Genomic DNA, 15,736 nt, shown 5'->3' with positions numbered 1-15,736 from the left:
CAGCTAGCCAGCCCACGATTACGGCGATTGCCGCCTCTTCACCAGTGCGCTCACTCCAGCCCACTCTGTGGCCCCAACAACAGCCCCTGCTCCTGAATGCACAACTGCACCAGGTAATCCCAGACCACCCGCAGCCGCACGGACTTGTGCAGCTCGCGGCGGGTGCTGATCCAGTAGGCACGCTGGATGCGCTCGGCCGGTAGCAAGGGCACCAGTTGCGGGTCGTCCGCGGCCATGTAGCACGGCAGCACGGCAATCCCCAGGCCCGAGCGGGCCGCTTCCTGCTGGGCGATGACGCTGGTGCTGTGGAACACCACCTGGGGGTTGCGACAGAAGCTGTTGAGGAACATCAGCTCCTGGCTGAACAGCAGGTCGTCGACGTAGCCGATCCAGGCGTGGCGGCCCAGGTCTTCGCGGTGCTGCAGGGGCGGCGCGCGGTCCAGGTAGGCCTGGCTGGCGTACAGCGCCAGGCAGTAGTCGGTGAGCTTGCGGGTCACCAGCATGTCGGCGCTGGGACGCTCCAGGTGGATGCTGATCTCTGCCTCGCGGTTGAGAATGCTGACAAAGCGCGGCACCGCCACCAGTTCCACTTCAAGCCCCGGATAGCGTTCGAACAGACCATACATGCGGCTGGCGAGGAACTTGACCCCCAGGCCCTCGGTGACGCCGACGCGGATCTTGCCCAGGGGCGCGCTGGACTGGGTGATCTCCTCCTGCACCAGCAAGGCGACGTTCTCCATGGCCTCGGCATGCTTGAGCAGCGCCTCGCCGGCCGGGGTCAGCTCGTAGCCCTGGGCATGCTGGACGAACAGCGCGGTGCCCAGGGCCTTCTCCACGGCCTCGATGTGCCGGGCCACCGTGGCGTGGGTGGTGTTCAGCCGACGCGCGGCGGTGAGCAGGCGGCCGCTGCGTTGCAGCTCGAGGAAAAAACGCAGGTCATTCCAGTCGAACATACAAATTCCTTGTCGATGTCGCAGGTCGTCACTGTTAGAAAACGCACAGCGGGTGGGTAAAAACTAACATTCTTTTAACGAAAGCTAACAACTAGGATGGCTCCCAATAAGAACGAAAAACGAGGTTACGGATGCTTCCTGCCTTTGACGCCTACGACTACATCGTGGTCGGCGCCGGCCCCGCCGGCTGCCTCCTGGCCAATCGCCTGTCGGCCAACCCCCAGCACCGGGTCCTGTTGCTGGAAGCCGGCGGCCGCGACAACTACCCCTGGATCCACATTCCCGTGGGCTACCTGTTCTGCATCGGCAACCCGCGCACCGACTGGTGCTTCAAGACCGAGGCCGAGCCTGGCCTGCAAGGCCGCAGCCTGAGCTACCCGCGGGGCAAGGTACTGGGGGGCTGCTCGTCGATCAACGGCATGATCTACATGCGCGGCCAGGCCGCCGACTACGATGGCTGGGCCGCCGAGGGCAACCCGGGCTGGGGCTGGAACGATGTACTGCCGCTGTTCAAGAAGAGCGAGAACCATTTTGCCGGGGGCAGCGCACTGCACGGCGCCCAGGGCGAATGGCGAGTGGAGCGCCAGCGCCTATCGTGGCCGATCCTCGATGCCTTCCGCACGGCCGCCGAACAGAGCGGCATCGCCAACACCGATGACTTCAACGGTGGCGACAACGAGGGCTGCGGCTACTTCCAGGTCAACCAGAAGGCCGGGGTGCGCTGGAACGCCGCCAAGGCCTTTCTCAAGCCGATTGCCCAGCGCCCCAACCTGGTGGTGCTGACCGGCATCGAGGTGCAGCGGCTGATCCTCGAGGACGGCCGCGCGGTGGCAGTCCGCGCTCACTGCCAGGGGCGCCTGGAGAACTTCAAGGCGCGCCGGGAGATCATTCTCTGCGCCGGCTCGATTGGCACGCCGAGCATCCTGCAGCGCTCCGGTATCGGCCCTGCCCCACTCCTGCAACGCTTGGGCATTGGTGTCAGCCATGCCCTGCCCGGAGTCGGCGGCAACCTCCAGGATCACCTGCAACTGCGCCTGATCTACAAGCTGGAAAACGCCCGCACGCTGAACCAGATCGCCGGCAGCCTGTGGGGCAAGATGGGCATGGGCCTGCGCTACCTGTATGACCGCAGCGGCCCGCTGTCGATGGCGCCCAGCCAGTTGGGGGCCTTCGCTCGCTCGGGGCCGGAGCAGACCCGGGCCAACCTCGAATACCACGTGCAGCCGCTGTCCCTGGAGCGCTTCGGCGAGCCGCTGCACAGCTTCCCGGCCTTTACCGCCTCGGTCTGCGACCTGCGCCCGCAGAGCCGGGGCCGGGTGCAAATCCGCTCGCTGGAACCGGGTGATGCGCCGCTGATCCAGCCCAACTACCTGAGCCATCCAGAGGACCTGAGGGTGGCCGCCGAGGCCATCCGCCTGACCCGGCGCATCGTCGACGCCCCGGCCCTGCGGCCGTTCAAGCCCAGTGAGTACCTGCCCGGGCCCGAACTGCAAAGCGATGCACAATTGCACGAGGCTGCCGCACGCATCGGCACCACCATCTTCCACCCGGTGGGCACCTGCCGCATGGGCGCCGACGCCGATGCGGTGGTCGATGCGCAACTGCGGGTGCATGGCATTCCGGGCCTGCGCATCGCCGACGCCTCGATCATGCCGCGCATCACCTCCGGCAACACTTGCTCGCCGACCCTGATGATCGCCGAGAAAGCCGCCGAACTGATTCTTGCCAACGTTCCCAGGAGCAGCGTCCAGACCAGAGAACCCGCCACCCCGGCATGACCGTAGGAGCCCGCTTGCCGGCGAAGGCATCCCCAAGGCCGGCGCCTGGCTCACGGGCCTCTTCGCTGGCAAGCCAGCTCCTACGGGACAACAGCAACAGATGCACCTGATGTAGGAGCCGGCTTGCCGGCGAAGGCGTCCCCAAGGCCGGCAACTGGCTCACGGGCCTCTTCGCTGGCAAGCCAGCTCCTACGGGACAACAGCAACAGATGCACCTGATGTAGGAGCCGGCTTGCCGGCGAAGGCGTCCCCAAGGCCGGTACCTGGCTCACGGGCCTCTTCGCTGGCAAGCCAGCTCCTACGGGACAACAGCAACAGATGCACCTGATGTAGGAGCCGGCTTGCCGGCGAAGGCGTCCTCAAGGCCGGCACCTGGCCCAAGGGCCTCTGCGCTGGCCAGCCAGCTCCTACGGGTGAGGAAAACAAGATTCAGCGCGCGCGATGAATCTGCAACAACGGCACCGGTCACGGCGCCGGCAGTGGAACAACAACAATAATCACTGTAAGGAAGCCCCCTATGTCAGAACACGCTCAGCCTCTCAATGCGCCCCTGGACGAGTCCGCCGCCAAGGGCAGTCAGAAGGTGATCTTCGCCTCGTCCCTCGGCACGGTGTTCGAGTGGTACGACTTCTTCCTCTACGGCGCCCTGGCGGCGGTGATCAGCAAGCAGTTCTTCGCCGGGGTCAACGACACCACCGCGTTCATCTTCGCCTTGATGGCCTTTGCCGCAGGCTTTGTGGTGCGCCCCTTCGGCGCCCTGGTGTTCGGCCGCCTGGGAGACATGATCGGGCGCAAGTACACCTTCCTCGCCACCATCATTCTCATGGGCCTGGCCACTTTCGCCGTGGGCCTGTTGCCCAATTACGCCAGCATCGGCATCGCCGCGCCGATCATCCTGGTGGCCCTGCGCATGCTCCAGGGCCTGGCCCTGGGTGGTGAGTACGGCGGCGCCGCGACCTATGTCGCCGAACATGCGCCCCAGGGCAAGCGCGGTTTCCACACCAGCTGGATCCAGTCCACCGCGACCCTCGGCCTGCTGCTGTCGCTGCTGGTGGTGCTGGCCTGCCGCTACTTCACCGGCGATCAGTTCGAGGTCTGGGGCTGGCGCCTGCCGTTCCTGCTGTCGATCGTGCTGCTGGGCATTTCCACCTGGATCCGCATGAGCCTGCACGAGTCGCCGGCCTTTCTAAAAATGAAGGAAGAAGGCAAGGCAAGCACCGCACCGATCAGCGAATCCTTCGGCAAATGGGAAAACCTCAAGGTGGTGCTGATTGCCCTGTTCAGCATCAACGCCGGGCAGGCGGTGACCTTCTATGCCGCGCAGTTCTACGTTCTGTTCTTCCTCACCCAGTTCCTCAAGATGGACCCGGCCCTGGCCAACAGCCTGCTGATCATCGCGGTGGTGATTGGCGCGCCGATGTTCATTTTCTTCGGCTGGCTCTCGGACAAGATCGGGCGCAAACCAGTGCTGATGCTTGGCCTGCTGCTGGCCACGCTGCTGTACTTCCCGATCTTCAAGGCCCTGGCCCACTACGCCAACCCGGCCATCGACCAGGCCAGCCGCCAGGCGCCCATCAGCGTCATTGCCGACCCAGCTACCTGTACCTTCCAGTTCGACCCGGTGGGCAAGGCGCGCTTCGACAGCCCCTGCGACAAGGTCAAGACCTTCCTGGTGAAACAGGGCCTGCCCTACAGCAGCGTCGCCGCCCCCGCCGGCAGCCCGGTGCAAGTGAATGTCGGTGAGGTGAAGCTCGACGGTTTCGATGAAGCGGCCCTGCGCGGCGCCGTGACCCTGGCCGGCTATCCGCAGCAGGCCGACAGCCAGAACGTCAACAAGGCCATGGTGGTGGCGCTGATCGTTGCCCTGATCCTGATTGCCGCCATGTGCTACGGCCCGCTGGCCGCGCTGATGGTGGAACTGTTCCCGACCCGCATCCGCTACACCTCGATGTCCCTGCCCTACCACATCGGCAACGGCTGGTTTGGCGGCTTCCTGCCGACGGTGTCGTTCGCCCTGGTGGTGTATACCGGCGATATCTTCTATGGGCTGTGGTACCCGGTGCTGATCACCGGGGTCAGCCTGGTGGTCGGCCTGTTGTGCCTGCATGAGACGCGGGATGTGGATATCGACCACGTCTGACGGGGGTTCGCTGGCAAGCCAGCTCCTACAGGGGGATTACCGGCGGGCGCGGTTTTGTAGGAGCCGGCTTGCCGGCGAAGGCGTACCCACAGGCGGCGCCAGGCTGGCGGGCCTGTTCGCTGGCAAGCCAGCTCCTACAAGGGGATTGCCGGCGAGCGCGGTTTTGTAGGAGCCGGCTTGCCGGCGAAGGCGTACCCATAGGCGGCGCCAGGCTGGCGGGCCTGTTCGCTGGCAAGCCAGCTCCTACAGGGGCGGGGTCAGGTGTTGTTGCAGCCCTTGGCGATGGAGTCTTCGTTGGAGGTGTAGGGCCGCGACGGCTCGAGGTTCCACTCGGGCTTGTTGCGGGCAATGTTGAAGTGGCAGACCAGTTGCCGGCGCATGCTGCCGACGCTGCTGTCGCGGTTGTCCGGGTTGTTCTTCCACTGGGCATCAAGGTAGTGGTCGCTGGCCAGTTCGTTGAAGAAGTTGTTGGTCTGGTTGTCCTTGACGTTGCGCCCGCAATCGGTAGGAGTCACTTCCAGGGTCATGACCTTCTTGCCGAAGCCCGGGTCGTCGCGCTCGACCCACACCGCGCTCTGCACATAGCGCTCGCAGCTGTTCTTCTCGGTGATGGGGTAGATCACCTGCTTCTTGTTGTCATAGACGAAGCTCGCATCCTGCGCCGGGGTCTGCGGCAGCTTCATGTTGATCACCGGCAGGTATTGCTGCACTGCCTTGTACCACTGGATCTGGTTCAGGCGGGCGCCCTCCAGGCCCGGATCCTCGGTGTAGAACAGGGCCAGGATCGACGGCGACTGCGGCGGCTTTTCCTCCCACTTGGCCAGGCGCAGTTCATTCTGGGTACCGAAGGATTCCGCGGCGATCTGCGCCATGGAGCGAATGCTCTGGTAGAACGCCGGGCCGGCGGCGGTGTTGCGCTCGTCACGCACATCGAAGGAGCACTGGCGCGAGTGATCGCCGCGGTTCTGCCGGTAGTTGGCACCCCACTGCTCGGCACTGGTCACGCCGATCTCGTGGCAGTACTTCTCGACATTGCCCGGGGTGCGCCGCGAATCGGTGCAGCCCTGCTGCCCGCGGTCGTCGGTGGCGGCATCGATGGGAAAGGAACAGAGCACCGCGTAATCCTGGTGGTCCTTGGGGTTGCCGAAGATGGTGTCGAAGATGAAACCGCTCTGCAGCCCGTAGGCCAGCTTGCGGTATTTGGAGTCCTTGCGCAGGTAGGACGCCGAGACCCCGCCGCTGGCCTGGCTTTTCGGGCTGATGCTGTAGAACTGGTAGTCGGTGGAGGGCCAGGTGGCGCGAAACAGTACGCCGGAGCAGAGAAAGGCCGGCTTCGACGGGCCGCCGCAATCCTGGCGGGTGTCGTTGTACAACTGGGTCAGGCGGGCCACCGTGTCACTGCCCTGGTCGGCGTGGGCGGAGGACAACAGGCACAGGCTGGCAAGGCTGACAGCGCAGGCGATCGAGGTGCTGCTTGGTTTCATGACAAGACGTCCGTGTGGTGTGAAATCCTTGGCCAGCCGCTTGGCCCGGCCGGCAATGCACACAGAATAGAAACGCTTTCTAGCGATCCGTGACTCTTTGCCCTGCCTGTCCCCGATGACCGCCGCAGGAGCCCTGCCCTGCGGGCCTATCGGTGACCGTCAAGGGGCGGGAGCCGGCGCCGCTTGAACAAAATCCGGCTTTGCGCCACTGTCTCGACACTTTTTCCGGCGGAGTGCGAGCATGCTGTTGATCTTTCCCGCAGTGGTTGCCCTGGCGTTGATCCTGGTGCTCTGGCGCCGTCAGGCCGCCCTGGTGGCCTTGCGCCGTGAAGCCCATATCCGCGATTTCAGCCTGCCGCCGCGGCTGTTCGCGCCGCTGCGCACCCAGCATCCGCACCTGAGCCTCAAGGACTGCCAACTGGTGGCCCAGGGGTTGCGGCAGTTCTTCCTGGCCTACCTGAAAAGCGGCCAGCGCTATGTGTCGATGCCCTCCCAGGTGGTGGATGATCTGTGGCACGAGTTCATCCTGCACACCCGCGACTACCAGGCATTCTGTGACAAGGCCTTCGGCCAGTTTCTCCACCACACCCCGGCAGCGTCCCTCGGCCAGAACCCCGCGCAGCAGAGCGACCTGGGCCTGCGCCGAGTCTGGCGCCAGGCCTGTCTGGAGGAAAACATCAACCCCGCCAGTCCCAGCCGCCTGCCGCTGCTGTTCGCCCTGGACAGCAAGCTGAAGATCGCCAAGGGTTTTCACTATGTCGCCGACTGCCAGTCCCTGCGCCGCGTGGCGGACAACGGCACCAGCAGCGTGATTCACTGCGGCAGCGACTTGCACGGCAGCGATTCCACCAGCGCCAGTGACAGCAGCAGTAGCAGTGACAGCAATGACAGTTCGCGCTTTGGCGGCGATGGGGGCAGCGGCGGCAGTGATGGCGGCGGGGGCGACAGCAATGGCTGTGGCGGGGGTGGGTGCGGCGGCGGAGGCGGTGACTGAAGCGATCGGCCTGAGGAGCGACGCCTTGCGCGCCGCTCCCGGAGTGCCCGGTGATCAGGCGATGATGTCGGTCACCGCAGCCTGGCCAACGGTACCCACGGCAAAGTCCACCGTGCCATGACCGGTCAGGTCGATCATCAGGCTGGTCTGGTTGGTCTCGGCGTAGTAGGTGAGGATCGCATCACCCGCATGGCCGGTGAAGCCGCTGACGAAGTTCAGGGTCGCGCCACCCGTGGCGAACTGCGGGATGCCGGTGAGGTCGATCTTGTCCTCGCCACTGACGAAATCCATGATCCAGTCCGGTGCATCGAAGGTCGAGTCCGACGCCGCACCATACACGAAGGTGTCGGCCCCGGCCCCACCCCACAAGGTGTCGCCGCCACCGCCGCCGTAGATGATGTCGTTGCCGGCACCGCCTTCGAGGAGGTTGGCCAGCGCATTACCGATCAGCAGGTCATTGCCCGAGCCGCCGATGGCGTTTTCCACGGTCACCCCGTGAGCGATGGAAACGTTGCCCACCAGGCCGCCGACATCAGAGAAACCACCCTCGTTGAGGTTGATCTTCTGGTCCTGGGTGAAGCCGGAGAAGTCCAGGGTATCGTTGCCGCCGCCGTCCCAGACTGCGAACACCAGCTTGTCGGAGGCGCTATGGGCGCTGTAGAAATCCCGCTCGGTGTTGGAGTTGAAGCCATAGACGGTGTCGTCGGCACGAGTCTCGTGGTTGGCGCCGTAGAGCTTCTGCACCGCGACGATATCGTCCAGCAACGGCGCCGAGGCGTAGGCGCCGCCGCCGTCCTTGCTGAAGTCCTGCCCGGTGTGGCTCTCGCTCCAGTAGCTCATCAGGCTGTAGCCACGGGTGTCCTGGGCGTAGGTGACGTCGTTGTAGGTGGGGCTGCCGCTGCCGGCGTTGTACACGCCCGGGTGGGACAGGCCCAGGCTGTGGCCGATCTCGTGGGTCAGGGTCTGGCGGCCGTAGTTGCCGTTGCCCGGGGTTTCGTTGACCCGGTACTGGTCGTTGATCAGGTACCAGGACTGGCCGTCGTAACTGCTGCCGGACGGCAGGTAGGCAAAGGCCGCGCCGCCGGTGCTGACGTTGTAGTTGCCGAAGCTCAGGTGGCCGTCACCGCCCTTGGCGGACTCGGTGAAGGTGATGTTGGCCACGTCCGACCAGGACTGCAGCGACAGTTGAGCCTGAGCCTTCTGCAGTGCACTGAACTCGCTGAAGCTACCCAGGGCCGGGTTGTAGTTGGCCGGTTTGGCAGTGAGGAAGCTGTAGCTCAGGTCGATCTTGCCGTCGCCGTTCTGGTCATGCCAGGACAGGCCCTTGCGCAGGATCGAGTCCGCCGCCTGGTCAGCGGTGAAGGATGGCTTGCCGTTGACCAGCTCGCTGCCGCCGCGGTCGTACAAGTGGCTGAAGGCCTGGACCTGCTGGTAGGCGTTACTGGCCTGAGCGAACGGATTGATCTCGTTCCCGGTGGCTTCCAAGAGTGCTTTTGACAGTAGCTTTGACATTGTTACGTCCTTGTTCCAGACAAAAAGAACCTGATAGAACACACACGACCCCGCTTGCGAGATCGTCCTATCACTCGCCCATTGAGGCCCAGGAAACCTGACATATTCGTCAAGCGTGCGTCCACAGTTTTTTTTGTCCTACAAAAGCCTGAAACCGCTCTGGCCCGGGGTCAATATTCCGCTCGCGCAAGGTCGCGGCAAACGCTAGGCTAGCCACTGATCCGGGGCACAAGACGGCGCCTGCCTCTAGCGTGCCCGGCGCTTTTCCAAGAGGAGTGGGTGATGCGCAAAATCCTGTTGTTGGGCACCTTGCTGATTGCCGCCGGTGCGGCCCATGCCGAAGGTATCCCGCTGTTCAACGTTTCCTGTCCGGGCAATCTGGCGGTCAGCGCCGACCAGGGCGGGCCGGTCTACATCAACGGCAAGGAGATCAAGCACAGCGCCGTGGATGACCGGCATTTCCAGGTCAAGGCGCCGCAAATCAGCTTGTTGATCAGCGTCGAGGACGACGAATCGGTGACCGTGAAGTACACCGACGCGCACGGTGCCAGTGGCCTGTGTGAAGCCGTGGACGACTGACCCACAACACCTCCCTCTCCCCTGCAAGAGCCTGCCATGCACATCAGTGAAATTCCCTTCGCCACCACCGACTGGTCGAGCATCGAACCCACCGAGCATCCCGGCGAGAGCGGCAGCGCCTTGTGGCGCACCCGCCAGTTCGGCCCGATGCGCGTGCGCATGGTGCAGTACACCCCCGGCTACCTGGCCGATCACTGGTGTTCCAAGGGGCACATCCTGCTGTGCCTGGAAGGCGAATTGCACACCGAACTGGAAGACGGCCGGGTGTTCGTGCTGACCCCGGGCATGAGCTACCAGGTGGCGGACAACGCCGAGCCGCACCGCTCCTACAGCGCCGTGGGGGCCAAGCTGTTCGTGGTGGATTGAAGGCCCTTAGAACAAGCCCATCTGGCCACCCACCAGGGTGCTGAAATCGTCCTGCACGAACGGCAGGATGGCATCCGCCACCGGCTGCAACTGCCGACTCAAGTAGTGTTCGTAGTCGATGGCCGCGCGGCGATTCTCCAGGGGCTCGGGGCCGGCCTGGGTGATCACGTAGCTGATCCAGCCACCGTTTTGGTACTGCAACGGCCGGCCCTGCTCGCGGTTGTACTCGTCCGCCAGGCGCGCCGCCCGCACATGGGGCGGCACGTTGCGCTCGTAGTCGTCCAGGGGCCGGCGCAGGCGCTTGCGGTAGATCAGCAGCTCATCCAGTTGCCCGGCCAGGGTGCGCTCGACGTAGTCACGCACATAGTCCTGGTAAGGCTGGCGATGAAAGATCCGCTGATACAGCTCCTGCTGAAATTCCCGGGCCAGGGGCGACCAGTCGGTGCGCACCGTCTCCAGGCCCTTGTAGACCATTTCCTGGCGGCCGTCGGCGCGCTGCACCAACCCGGCGTAACGCTTCTTGCTGCCCTCCTCGGCACCGCGGATGGTGGGCATCAGGAAACGCTTGTAGTGGGTTTCGAACTGCAACTCCAGGGCGCTTTCCAGGCCGTACTCCTGCCGCAGGTGTTCGCTCCACCACTGATTGACCTGTTCCACCAGGGCCCGGCCGATGTGCGCGGCCTGTTCCTCGCCATGGGCGCCGCCGAGCCAGACGAAGGTCGAGTCGGTGTCGCCGTAGATCACCTGGTGCCCCTGGGCCTCGATCAACTGTCGGGTACGGCCCATGATCTCGTGGCCGCGCAGGGTAATGGACGACGCCAGGCGCGTGTCGAAGAAGCGACAGCCACTGGAGCCGAGCACCCCGTAAAAGGCGTTCATGATGATCTTCAAGGCCTGGGACAGCGGCGCATTGTGTTCGCGCTTGGCCAGCTCGCGGCCTTCGGCGACCCGGGTGATGATCGAGGGCAGGCAATGCCGCGTACGGGAAAACCGGGCGCCGCGAAAGCCCGGCACCGAGTGTGCATCGTCGGGCTGGCGCAGCCCCTCCACCAGGCCCACCGGATCGATCAGGAAACTGCGGATGATCGACGGGTACAGGCTCTTGTAGTCCAGCACCAGCACCGACTCGTACAGGCCGGGCCGCGAGTCCATGACAAAGCCACCCGGGCTGGCCTGGGGCGGCAGCTCGCCGAGGTTGGGCGCGACAAACCCCTGGCGATGCATCAGCGGCATGTACAGATGGGTGAAGGCCGCTACCGAGCCACCGCTGCGGTCGGCGGGCAGGCCGGTGACCGTGGCCCGTTCCAGGAGGAAGGTCAGCAGCTCGGTCTTGGCGAAGATCCGCGTCACCAGCTCGCAGTCCTTGAGGTTGTAGCGGGCCAGGGCTGGCTTGTCCTCGGCGAACATGCGGTTGATCTCGTCCATGCGCTGGTAGGGATTGTCGATCGACTTGCCCTCCCCCAGCAGGGTCTGGGCAACGTTTTCCAGGCTGAACGAGGGAAAACTCCAGGTGGCCGAGCGCAGAGACTCGATGCCGTCGATGATCAAGCGTCCCGCCGCCGATGCGAAGTAATGGGTGCGGCTGCCGTGCTCGCGCCATTGCATCTCCGCGCCACCGCGCCCCAGGCGCAGGGGCACCGCCAGGCGCCGGGCATGCTCGTGGAGCACCCGCAGGTCGAACTGCACCAGGTTCCAGCCGATGATCGCGTCGGGGTCGTGCACCGCCAGCCACTGGTTGAGCCGCTCCAGCAACTGCTCGCGGCTGGCGCAGAACTCCAGGTCGAAATCCACCGCGCTGTCCTGCGCCCGAGCCTTGCCCAGCATGTACACCTGGCGCTGGCCGCACCCTTCCAGGGCAATGGAGTACAGCTCGCCGCGCTCGCTGGTCTCGATGTCCAGGGACACCAGTTTGAGGCGTGGTCGATATTCCGGCGCCGGTTTCATCTGCGCATCCAGCAGCAGGCCGTCCGCGCCAGGCTGCCCACTGAAGCGCACCGGTGCAGTGATGAAGCGCTCCATCAGGTAGCGTTCCGGCGGCCGTATATCGGCCTCGAACACCTCGACCCCGGCACGGCGCAGGGTCTTGTCCAGGCGTATCAACTGGTTGTGCTGCGGGCAATACAGGCCCAGCACCGGGCGCTGCTGGAAGTCGCGCAATTGCAGGGGGCGAAGTTCCACATCCGGATCATCGGCCAGCAGGCGCTCGGCCTGGGGCCGCTGGGCAGCCGGGACAAAGGCCACTGATGTCTGCAGTGGCAGGCGGATCCGGCGCGGTCCCTGATCGGTGGCCAGCCAGAATTCGACTTCCGTGCCCGCCGGCGTGTCGCGCCAGTGCCGCGTCAGGACGAAGCCTTGTTGTACATCCACCACTGCAACCTCAGAGCTGTTTCAAGGCGCCGATTCTACCTGCCCTGGCGGGCGAAAGGGTGTCTGGATGATGGCTTTGCGGCTTTTGTCAGACAATATGTAGTGCCTGAAAATTTTCACTACAAAACCGTTGACGAGAGGATTTCGGCCTTGCATGATGCAGACGTCTCCCCGATCGGGGGACAAGGCAAAGGTGTTATGAGCAAGCTCGTCTGACCGCCGAGCTGTGACCCGGATGTGTACTGCCCACAAGGCAGATTGATGAAACTGACCTGGCATGAACGTCCAGTACAAAGGACGGGAAGCTGGCGAAAACTCTTCAAGATGCTTGTGGCCGATGGTGGGAATGTCGGCAGCTTCATCCAGGTTTGCGCTGCTTCTCTTCGTTGTGACGCTATTGCGTAGCAGTTAATCAAGGCAACTACACGCATCAGGCTCTGGGCCTTATCTGTATTCGACAGACACCCTCTGTCGCCCTGTTTCCGGTATCAGGGTTCAACTTACCGAAGTAGCAAGATGAATTAGCGAATCAACTTAGACAGATCGATAAATGGTCAAGGGGGCTACAAATGAATCTTAACAATCAACCCACTATTGATGAATTGGCACGTATGTTCGCCGCACAGAAAGACAGCCACGACAGCCACATCCTGTGGATTGCCAAGTCGGGCCAAGTGCATATCGACTGCCTGTCGCCCCATAGCCATGAAACAGAGTTCGACCAAAACAACCAGGACCTGGCGGCCCGCCTGAAGATGTACCGCCGCGGCCAGGGCTACGTTGGCAAGAAAGCCGCCGCCGACAAGGACTTCATCGGCCGGGTACTGGAGACCCTGAAGACTGAATGGCAGGCGTTGCGCAGCAACTCGGAAGTTCGGGTCATTGATCGCTTCTGTTAATTAAAGTCGCGTGATCAACGGGTTAACCCCCCGTTGATCCCACTTCATCCTGCAACACGGGGCAAGACTGACTTCCCCGTGTTGCAGCCAGCGTTACCAAATCCACGCCCCTCTCAACTTGCCAGCCGCTGGCGACAAGTTGATCGGAACATCTCTACATATCTTCAGCAGCCGATAAAACCTTTGGACCTGCGCTGAGCCTACTTGCCAGTCAGCGATGCGGGGGGGCAAAGTGTGGATCGCGGCGCTTGAGTCCATAGTTGCCCATGTGCAGGTAACGCTCGTTCATGTTCATGAACGGTTTGATCATCGGCGCAATGATCAGAAGAAACGCGATGGTGCCGATGCCGAATGGCCCGCCCATGAGCCAGCCAATGACGAACACCGAAATCTCCAGCACCATCTTCGCCAGGGTAAAGGACCAGCCGAGCTTGTTCATCATGCTGATCACCAGCAAGTCGATGACCCGGATGCCGATCCCGCTCATGATGATCAGCGCCGAGGAGTAGGCACAGAGCCCCAGGCCAATGGCGAGCAACACATAGGGCCCCAAGGCCGCCGCCAGCACCCCGTCAAACTCCAGAAACAGCCAGAGATCGATGAACAGGCCCGTCAAGGTCGTGGTCACAAAGGGGCTGAGCGGCGGCCACTGTTTGTTCCACAAGGCCCACCAGAGCAACAAGCCCACGGAGAACAACGCGGAGCAGGCCCCCAGCCCTACCTTCAGATGGTTGTTCAAGGCGATGACAAAGACATCCAATGGATCGGTGCCCAATTGGCTGACGATGAAGAACAGCGCCCCCAGCGAAAAGATCATCACGCCTATCAAGTACATCGCCAGGCGATTCGGCGTCAGCCAGGCGCGAGCAGAAGCGGCCAGGACGTTCTTGATGCCCTTGGGCTGGTGGAGTGGTTCCCTGATCATATCGTTTCCCTTTTTTCAAGATGGATGCATCCGTTGTGTCCTGCCATGTGCCCGCTCACTTAGGGCTCATGGAGATAAAACTCATGCCGTTGCTGACATGGCGAATGGTGACCCTGGAATTGTCGATGCCACCTCCGCAAATCTCGTTCTGCACTTCATGGCTGGCCTGGGCCAGGTACAACCCACCCAGCACCGAGGCTTCGGTGCCCTGGGGGGAATGCATCACCAGGGGTGGGTTCAAGGAGGGTTTCAGGTAGCCCGGCTCGCGCAGCAGCATGCCCACCTGATGGGGGATTTCCGGAAAGCGCCCGAGCATGCCTCCCCCGAGGCAGATCACTTCCACCCGGAACAGCTCCACCAGGTTGGCCGTGGCCAGCGCCAGGGCCTGAACCGCCCGCAGGCGCCAATGGTTGAGCGTGGCCTCGTCGGAAAAGCCCATCGAGGCGACAAACTTGTCCAGTGAACGGAACGAGGCATAGGCCTGCAGGCAACCCGCCCTCCCGCAACTGCAGGGCGCCCCTCCGGGCCACACCAGCAGGTGTCCCAACTCGCGATCGGGCAACATCCGGCCTTGGTAGACCACACCGCCGCCAACCCCGGTCCCCAGGGAAAAATGCACCAGGTTCGAAGCCCGCATGACCGTGGCATCGCCGAAGGTCGCAGCCGTTCCGTCATCGCACCAGATCACCCGTTCGACCCCTTCGATGCGAAAGGCCGGGCCGATGGCCAGGCCCTCCCAGTCGGGTCGATTGGGCCAGCGGATGATGGTGCCGTCGGCATTGATCGTCGGCGCGCTGGCGATCACCAGGCAATTGATCGGGCCGTACAACGCTATCTGCTGGTCCAACAGAACCACTGCCTGTTCCAGGATGCTGTGCGGAACACAGCCGGCCGGAATCTCGATGCGTTCACGCTGCACAACGCGTCCGGCGACGCTGAAATGAAGGGCCATTTTGCTGCCGCCCAGGTCGATACTTGCGCAATGCATCAGAAGCGCCCTCCGCCATCGACCGCGATCACCGCACCGTTGATATAGGAAGCCCGGGCTGACGCAAGAAAGCCGACCACCGCCGCCACTTCCTCGGGGCGCCCCAGACGCCGCAGGCCAATGTGCTGGCACACCTGCTGCTCCTCGGCGGCACTGTAATGGGTCGGTGGTCCGGCCACCGCCCCCGGGGCCACGACATTGACAGTGATGCCGAACCCGCCGACCTCGAACGCCAACGACCGGGCATAGCCATGCAGCGCCGCCTTGGACGCGGCATACAGGCTTTGCCCGGGCATCCCGCTTTCGCCAGCCAGCGAGCCCAGGAGCACCACGCGCCCGGCTCGCTGGCCGAGCATGGGGCGCACCACCTGGCGCACCAGGCGGATCGTCGACTCGACATTGAGCTCGAACAGCCCATCGCCATCGAGTTGATTGCTGAGCAAAGCGGACTTGCGCAGCATCTTCGCGGCACAACAGACCAGGGCGTGAATCGGTCTTGAATCGGCGGCCAGGGTGGCCAGCATCCTTGTGGTTTCTTCTGCGCAAGTCAGGTCGCAAGCGACCGGAGTCAGTGTGCCAGGCAGCTCGGCGGTCTCGGCGACCAGAGCTTGCATACGCTCGATGTTGTGCTGATAGACCCCGAAGACCCAAGCGCCTTCACGAACCAGCTCTTCACATATCGCAGCGCCCAGCACACCTGAAGCCCCTGTGACAAGGCACACCCGTCCATTCAGTTCCAGCATGATTTTCC

13 protein-coding genes are annotated in these 15,736 nt (G+C 63.6%); 6 read left to right on the top strand and 7 right to left on the bottom strand.

Annotated features, from left to right (window positions below; genetic code table 11):
* Positions 1–50: 50 nt before the first annotated feature.
* Positions 51–953 carry a LysR family transcriptional regulator gene (locus U873_RS0109660; protein WP_025128058.1) on the bottom strand — a complete coding sequence of 301 codons (903 nt, stop codon included), beginning with the start codon at positions 951–953 and terminating at the stop codon, positions 51–53.
* Between the two features lie 131 nt (positions 954–1,084).
* On the opposite strand from U873_RS0109660, the gene U873_RS0109655 reads away from it, so the two are divergent.
* Both U873_RS0109655 and U873_RS0109650 read left to right on the top strand, forming a co-directional pair.
* Positions 1,085–2,731 carry a GMC family oxidoreductase gene (locus U873_RS0109655; protein ID WP_025128057.1) on the top strand — a complete coding sequence of 549 codons (1,647 nt, stop codon included), beginning with the start codon at positions 1,085–1,087 and terminating at the stop codon, positions 2,729–2,731.
* 517 nt (positions 2,732–3,248) lie between these two features.
* Complete coding sequence (locus U873_RS0109650) at positions 3,249–4,871, top strand: MFS transporter (RefSeq protein WP_025128056.1); 1,623 nt, start codon at positions 3,249–3,251, stop codon at positions 4,869–4,871.
* Between the two features lie 257 nt (positions 4,872–5,128).
* On the opposite strand, the gene U873_RS0109645 is transcribed toward U873_RS0109650, so the two are convergent.
* A complete protein-coding gene (locus U873_RS0109645; protein ID WP_025128055.1) occupies positions 5,129–6,355 on the bottom strand; it encodes a DUF2599 domain-containing protein in 1,227 nt (408 codons plus the stop codon).
* Between the two features lie 241 nt (positions 6,356–6,596).
* Here U873_RS0109645 and U873_RS0109640 point away from each other — a divergent pair, with 241 nt between their 5' ends.
* Positions 6,597–7,349, top strand: a complete 753-nt coding sequence (locus tag U873_RS0109640) for a hypothetical protein (RefSeq protein WP_025128054.1) — start codon at positions 6,597–6,599, stop codon at positions 7,347–7,349.
* A gap of 54 nt (positions 7,350–7,403) precedes the next feature.
* Here U873_RS0109640 and U873_RS0109635 read toward each other — a convergent pair whose 3' ends face one another.
* On the bottom strand, positions 7,404–8,861 hold the full coding sequence (locus U873_RS0109635) for a serralysin family metalloprotease (RefSeq protein ID WP_051586069.1): 1,458 nt from the start codon (positions 8,859–8,861) through the stop codon (positions 7,404–7,406).
* A 282-nt stretch (positions 8,862–9,143) separates the two neighbouring features.
* Here U873_RS0109635 and U873_RS0109630 point away from each other — a divergent pair, with 282 nt between their 5' ends.
* Together U873_RS0109630 and U873_RS0109625 are read left to right on the top strand one after the other, a co-directional pair.
* Positions 9,144–9,440, top strand: coding sequence for a hypothetical protein (locus U873_RS0109630; protein ID WP_025128052.1), 297 nt, complete (start codon positions 9,144–9,146; stop codon positions 9,438–9,440).
* Positions 9,441–9,476: 36 nt separating this feature from the next.
* Positions 9,477–9,806, top strand: a complete 330-nt coding sequence (locus U873_RS0109625; protein WP_025128051.1) for a DHCW motif cupin fold protein — start codon at positions 9,477–9,479, stop codon at positions 9,804–9,806.
* A 6-nt stretch (positions 9,807–9,812) separates the two neighbouring features.
* On the opposite strand, the gene U873_RS0109620 is transcribed toward U873_RS0109625, so the two are convergent.
* Complete coding sequence (locus U873_RS0109620) at positions 9,813–12,173, bottom strand: DNA polymerase II (RefSeq protein ID WP_177330257.1); 2,361 nt, start codon at positions 12,171–12,173, stop codon at positions 9,813–9,815.
* A gap of 569 nt (positions 12,174–12,742) precedes the next feature.
* On the opposite strand from U873_RS0109620, the gene U873_RS0109615 reads away from it, so the two are divergent.
* Entirely contained in the window at positions 12,743–13,072 is a 330-nt protein-coding gene (locus U873_RS0109615) for a hypothetical protein (protein ID WP_025128049.1), read from the top strand.
* A 211-nt stretch (positions 13,073–13,283) separates the two neighbouring features.
* On the opposite strand, the gene U873_RS0109610 is transcribed toward U873_RS0109615, so the two are convergent.
* From U873_RS0109610 to U873_RS0109600, 3 genes are read right to left on the bottom strand one after another with little or no spacing between them, the layout of a single operon-like run.
* Entirely contained in the window at positions 13,284–13,997 is a 714-nt protein-coding gene (locus tag U873_RS0109610; protein ID WP_025128048.1) for a YitT family protein, read from the bottom strand.
* 55 nt (positions 13,998–14,052) lie between these two features.
* The gene (locus U873_RS0109605) at positions 14,053–14,985 is read right to left on the bottom strand and encodes an ROK family protein (RefSeq protein WP_025128047.1); all 933 of its coding nucleotides are present in this window, start codon (positions 14,983–14,985) and stop codon (positions 14,053–14,055) included.
* Complete coding sequence (locus U873_RS0109600; RefSeq protein WP_029978289.1) at positions 14,985–15,728, bottom strand: SDR family NAD(P)-dependent oxidoreductase; 744 nt, start codon at positions 15,726–15,728, stop codon at positions 14,985–14,987. Before U873_RS0109600 ends, U873_RS0109605 begins: the two co-directional genes overlap by 1 nt.
* Between the last annotated feature and the right edge of the window lie 8 nt (positions 15,729–15,736).

The organism is Pseudomonas sp. PH1b, assembly GCF_000633395.1.
In the GTDB taxonomy this organism is placed as follows: Bacteria; Pseudomonadota; Gammaproteobacteria; order Pseudomonadales; family Pseudomonadaceae; genus Aquipseudomonas.
This window is presented reverse-complemented; position numbering and strand designations above follow the sequence as displayed.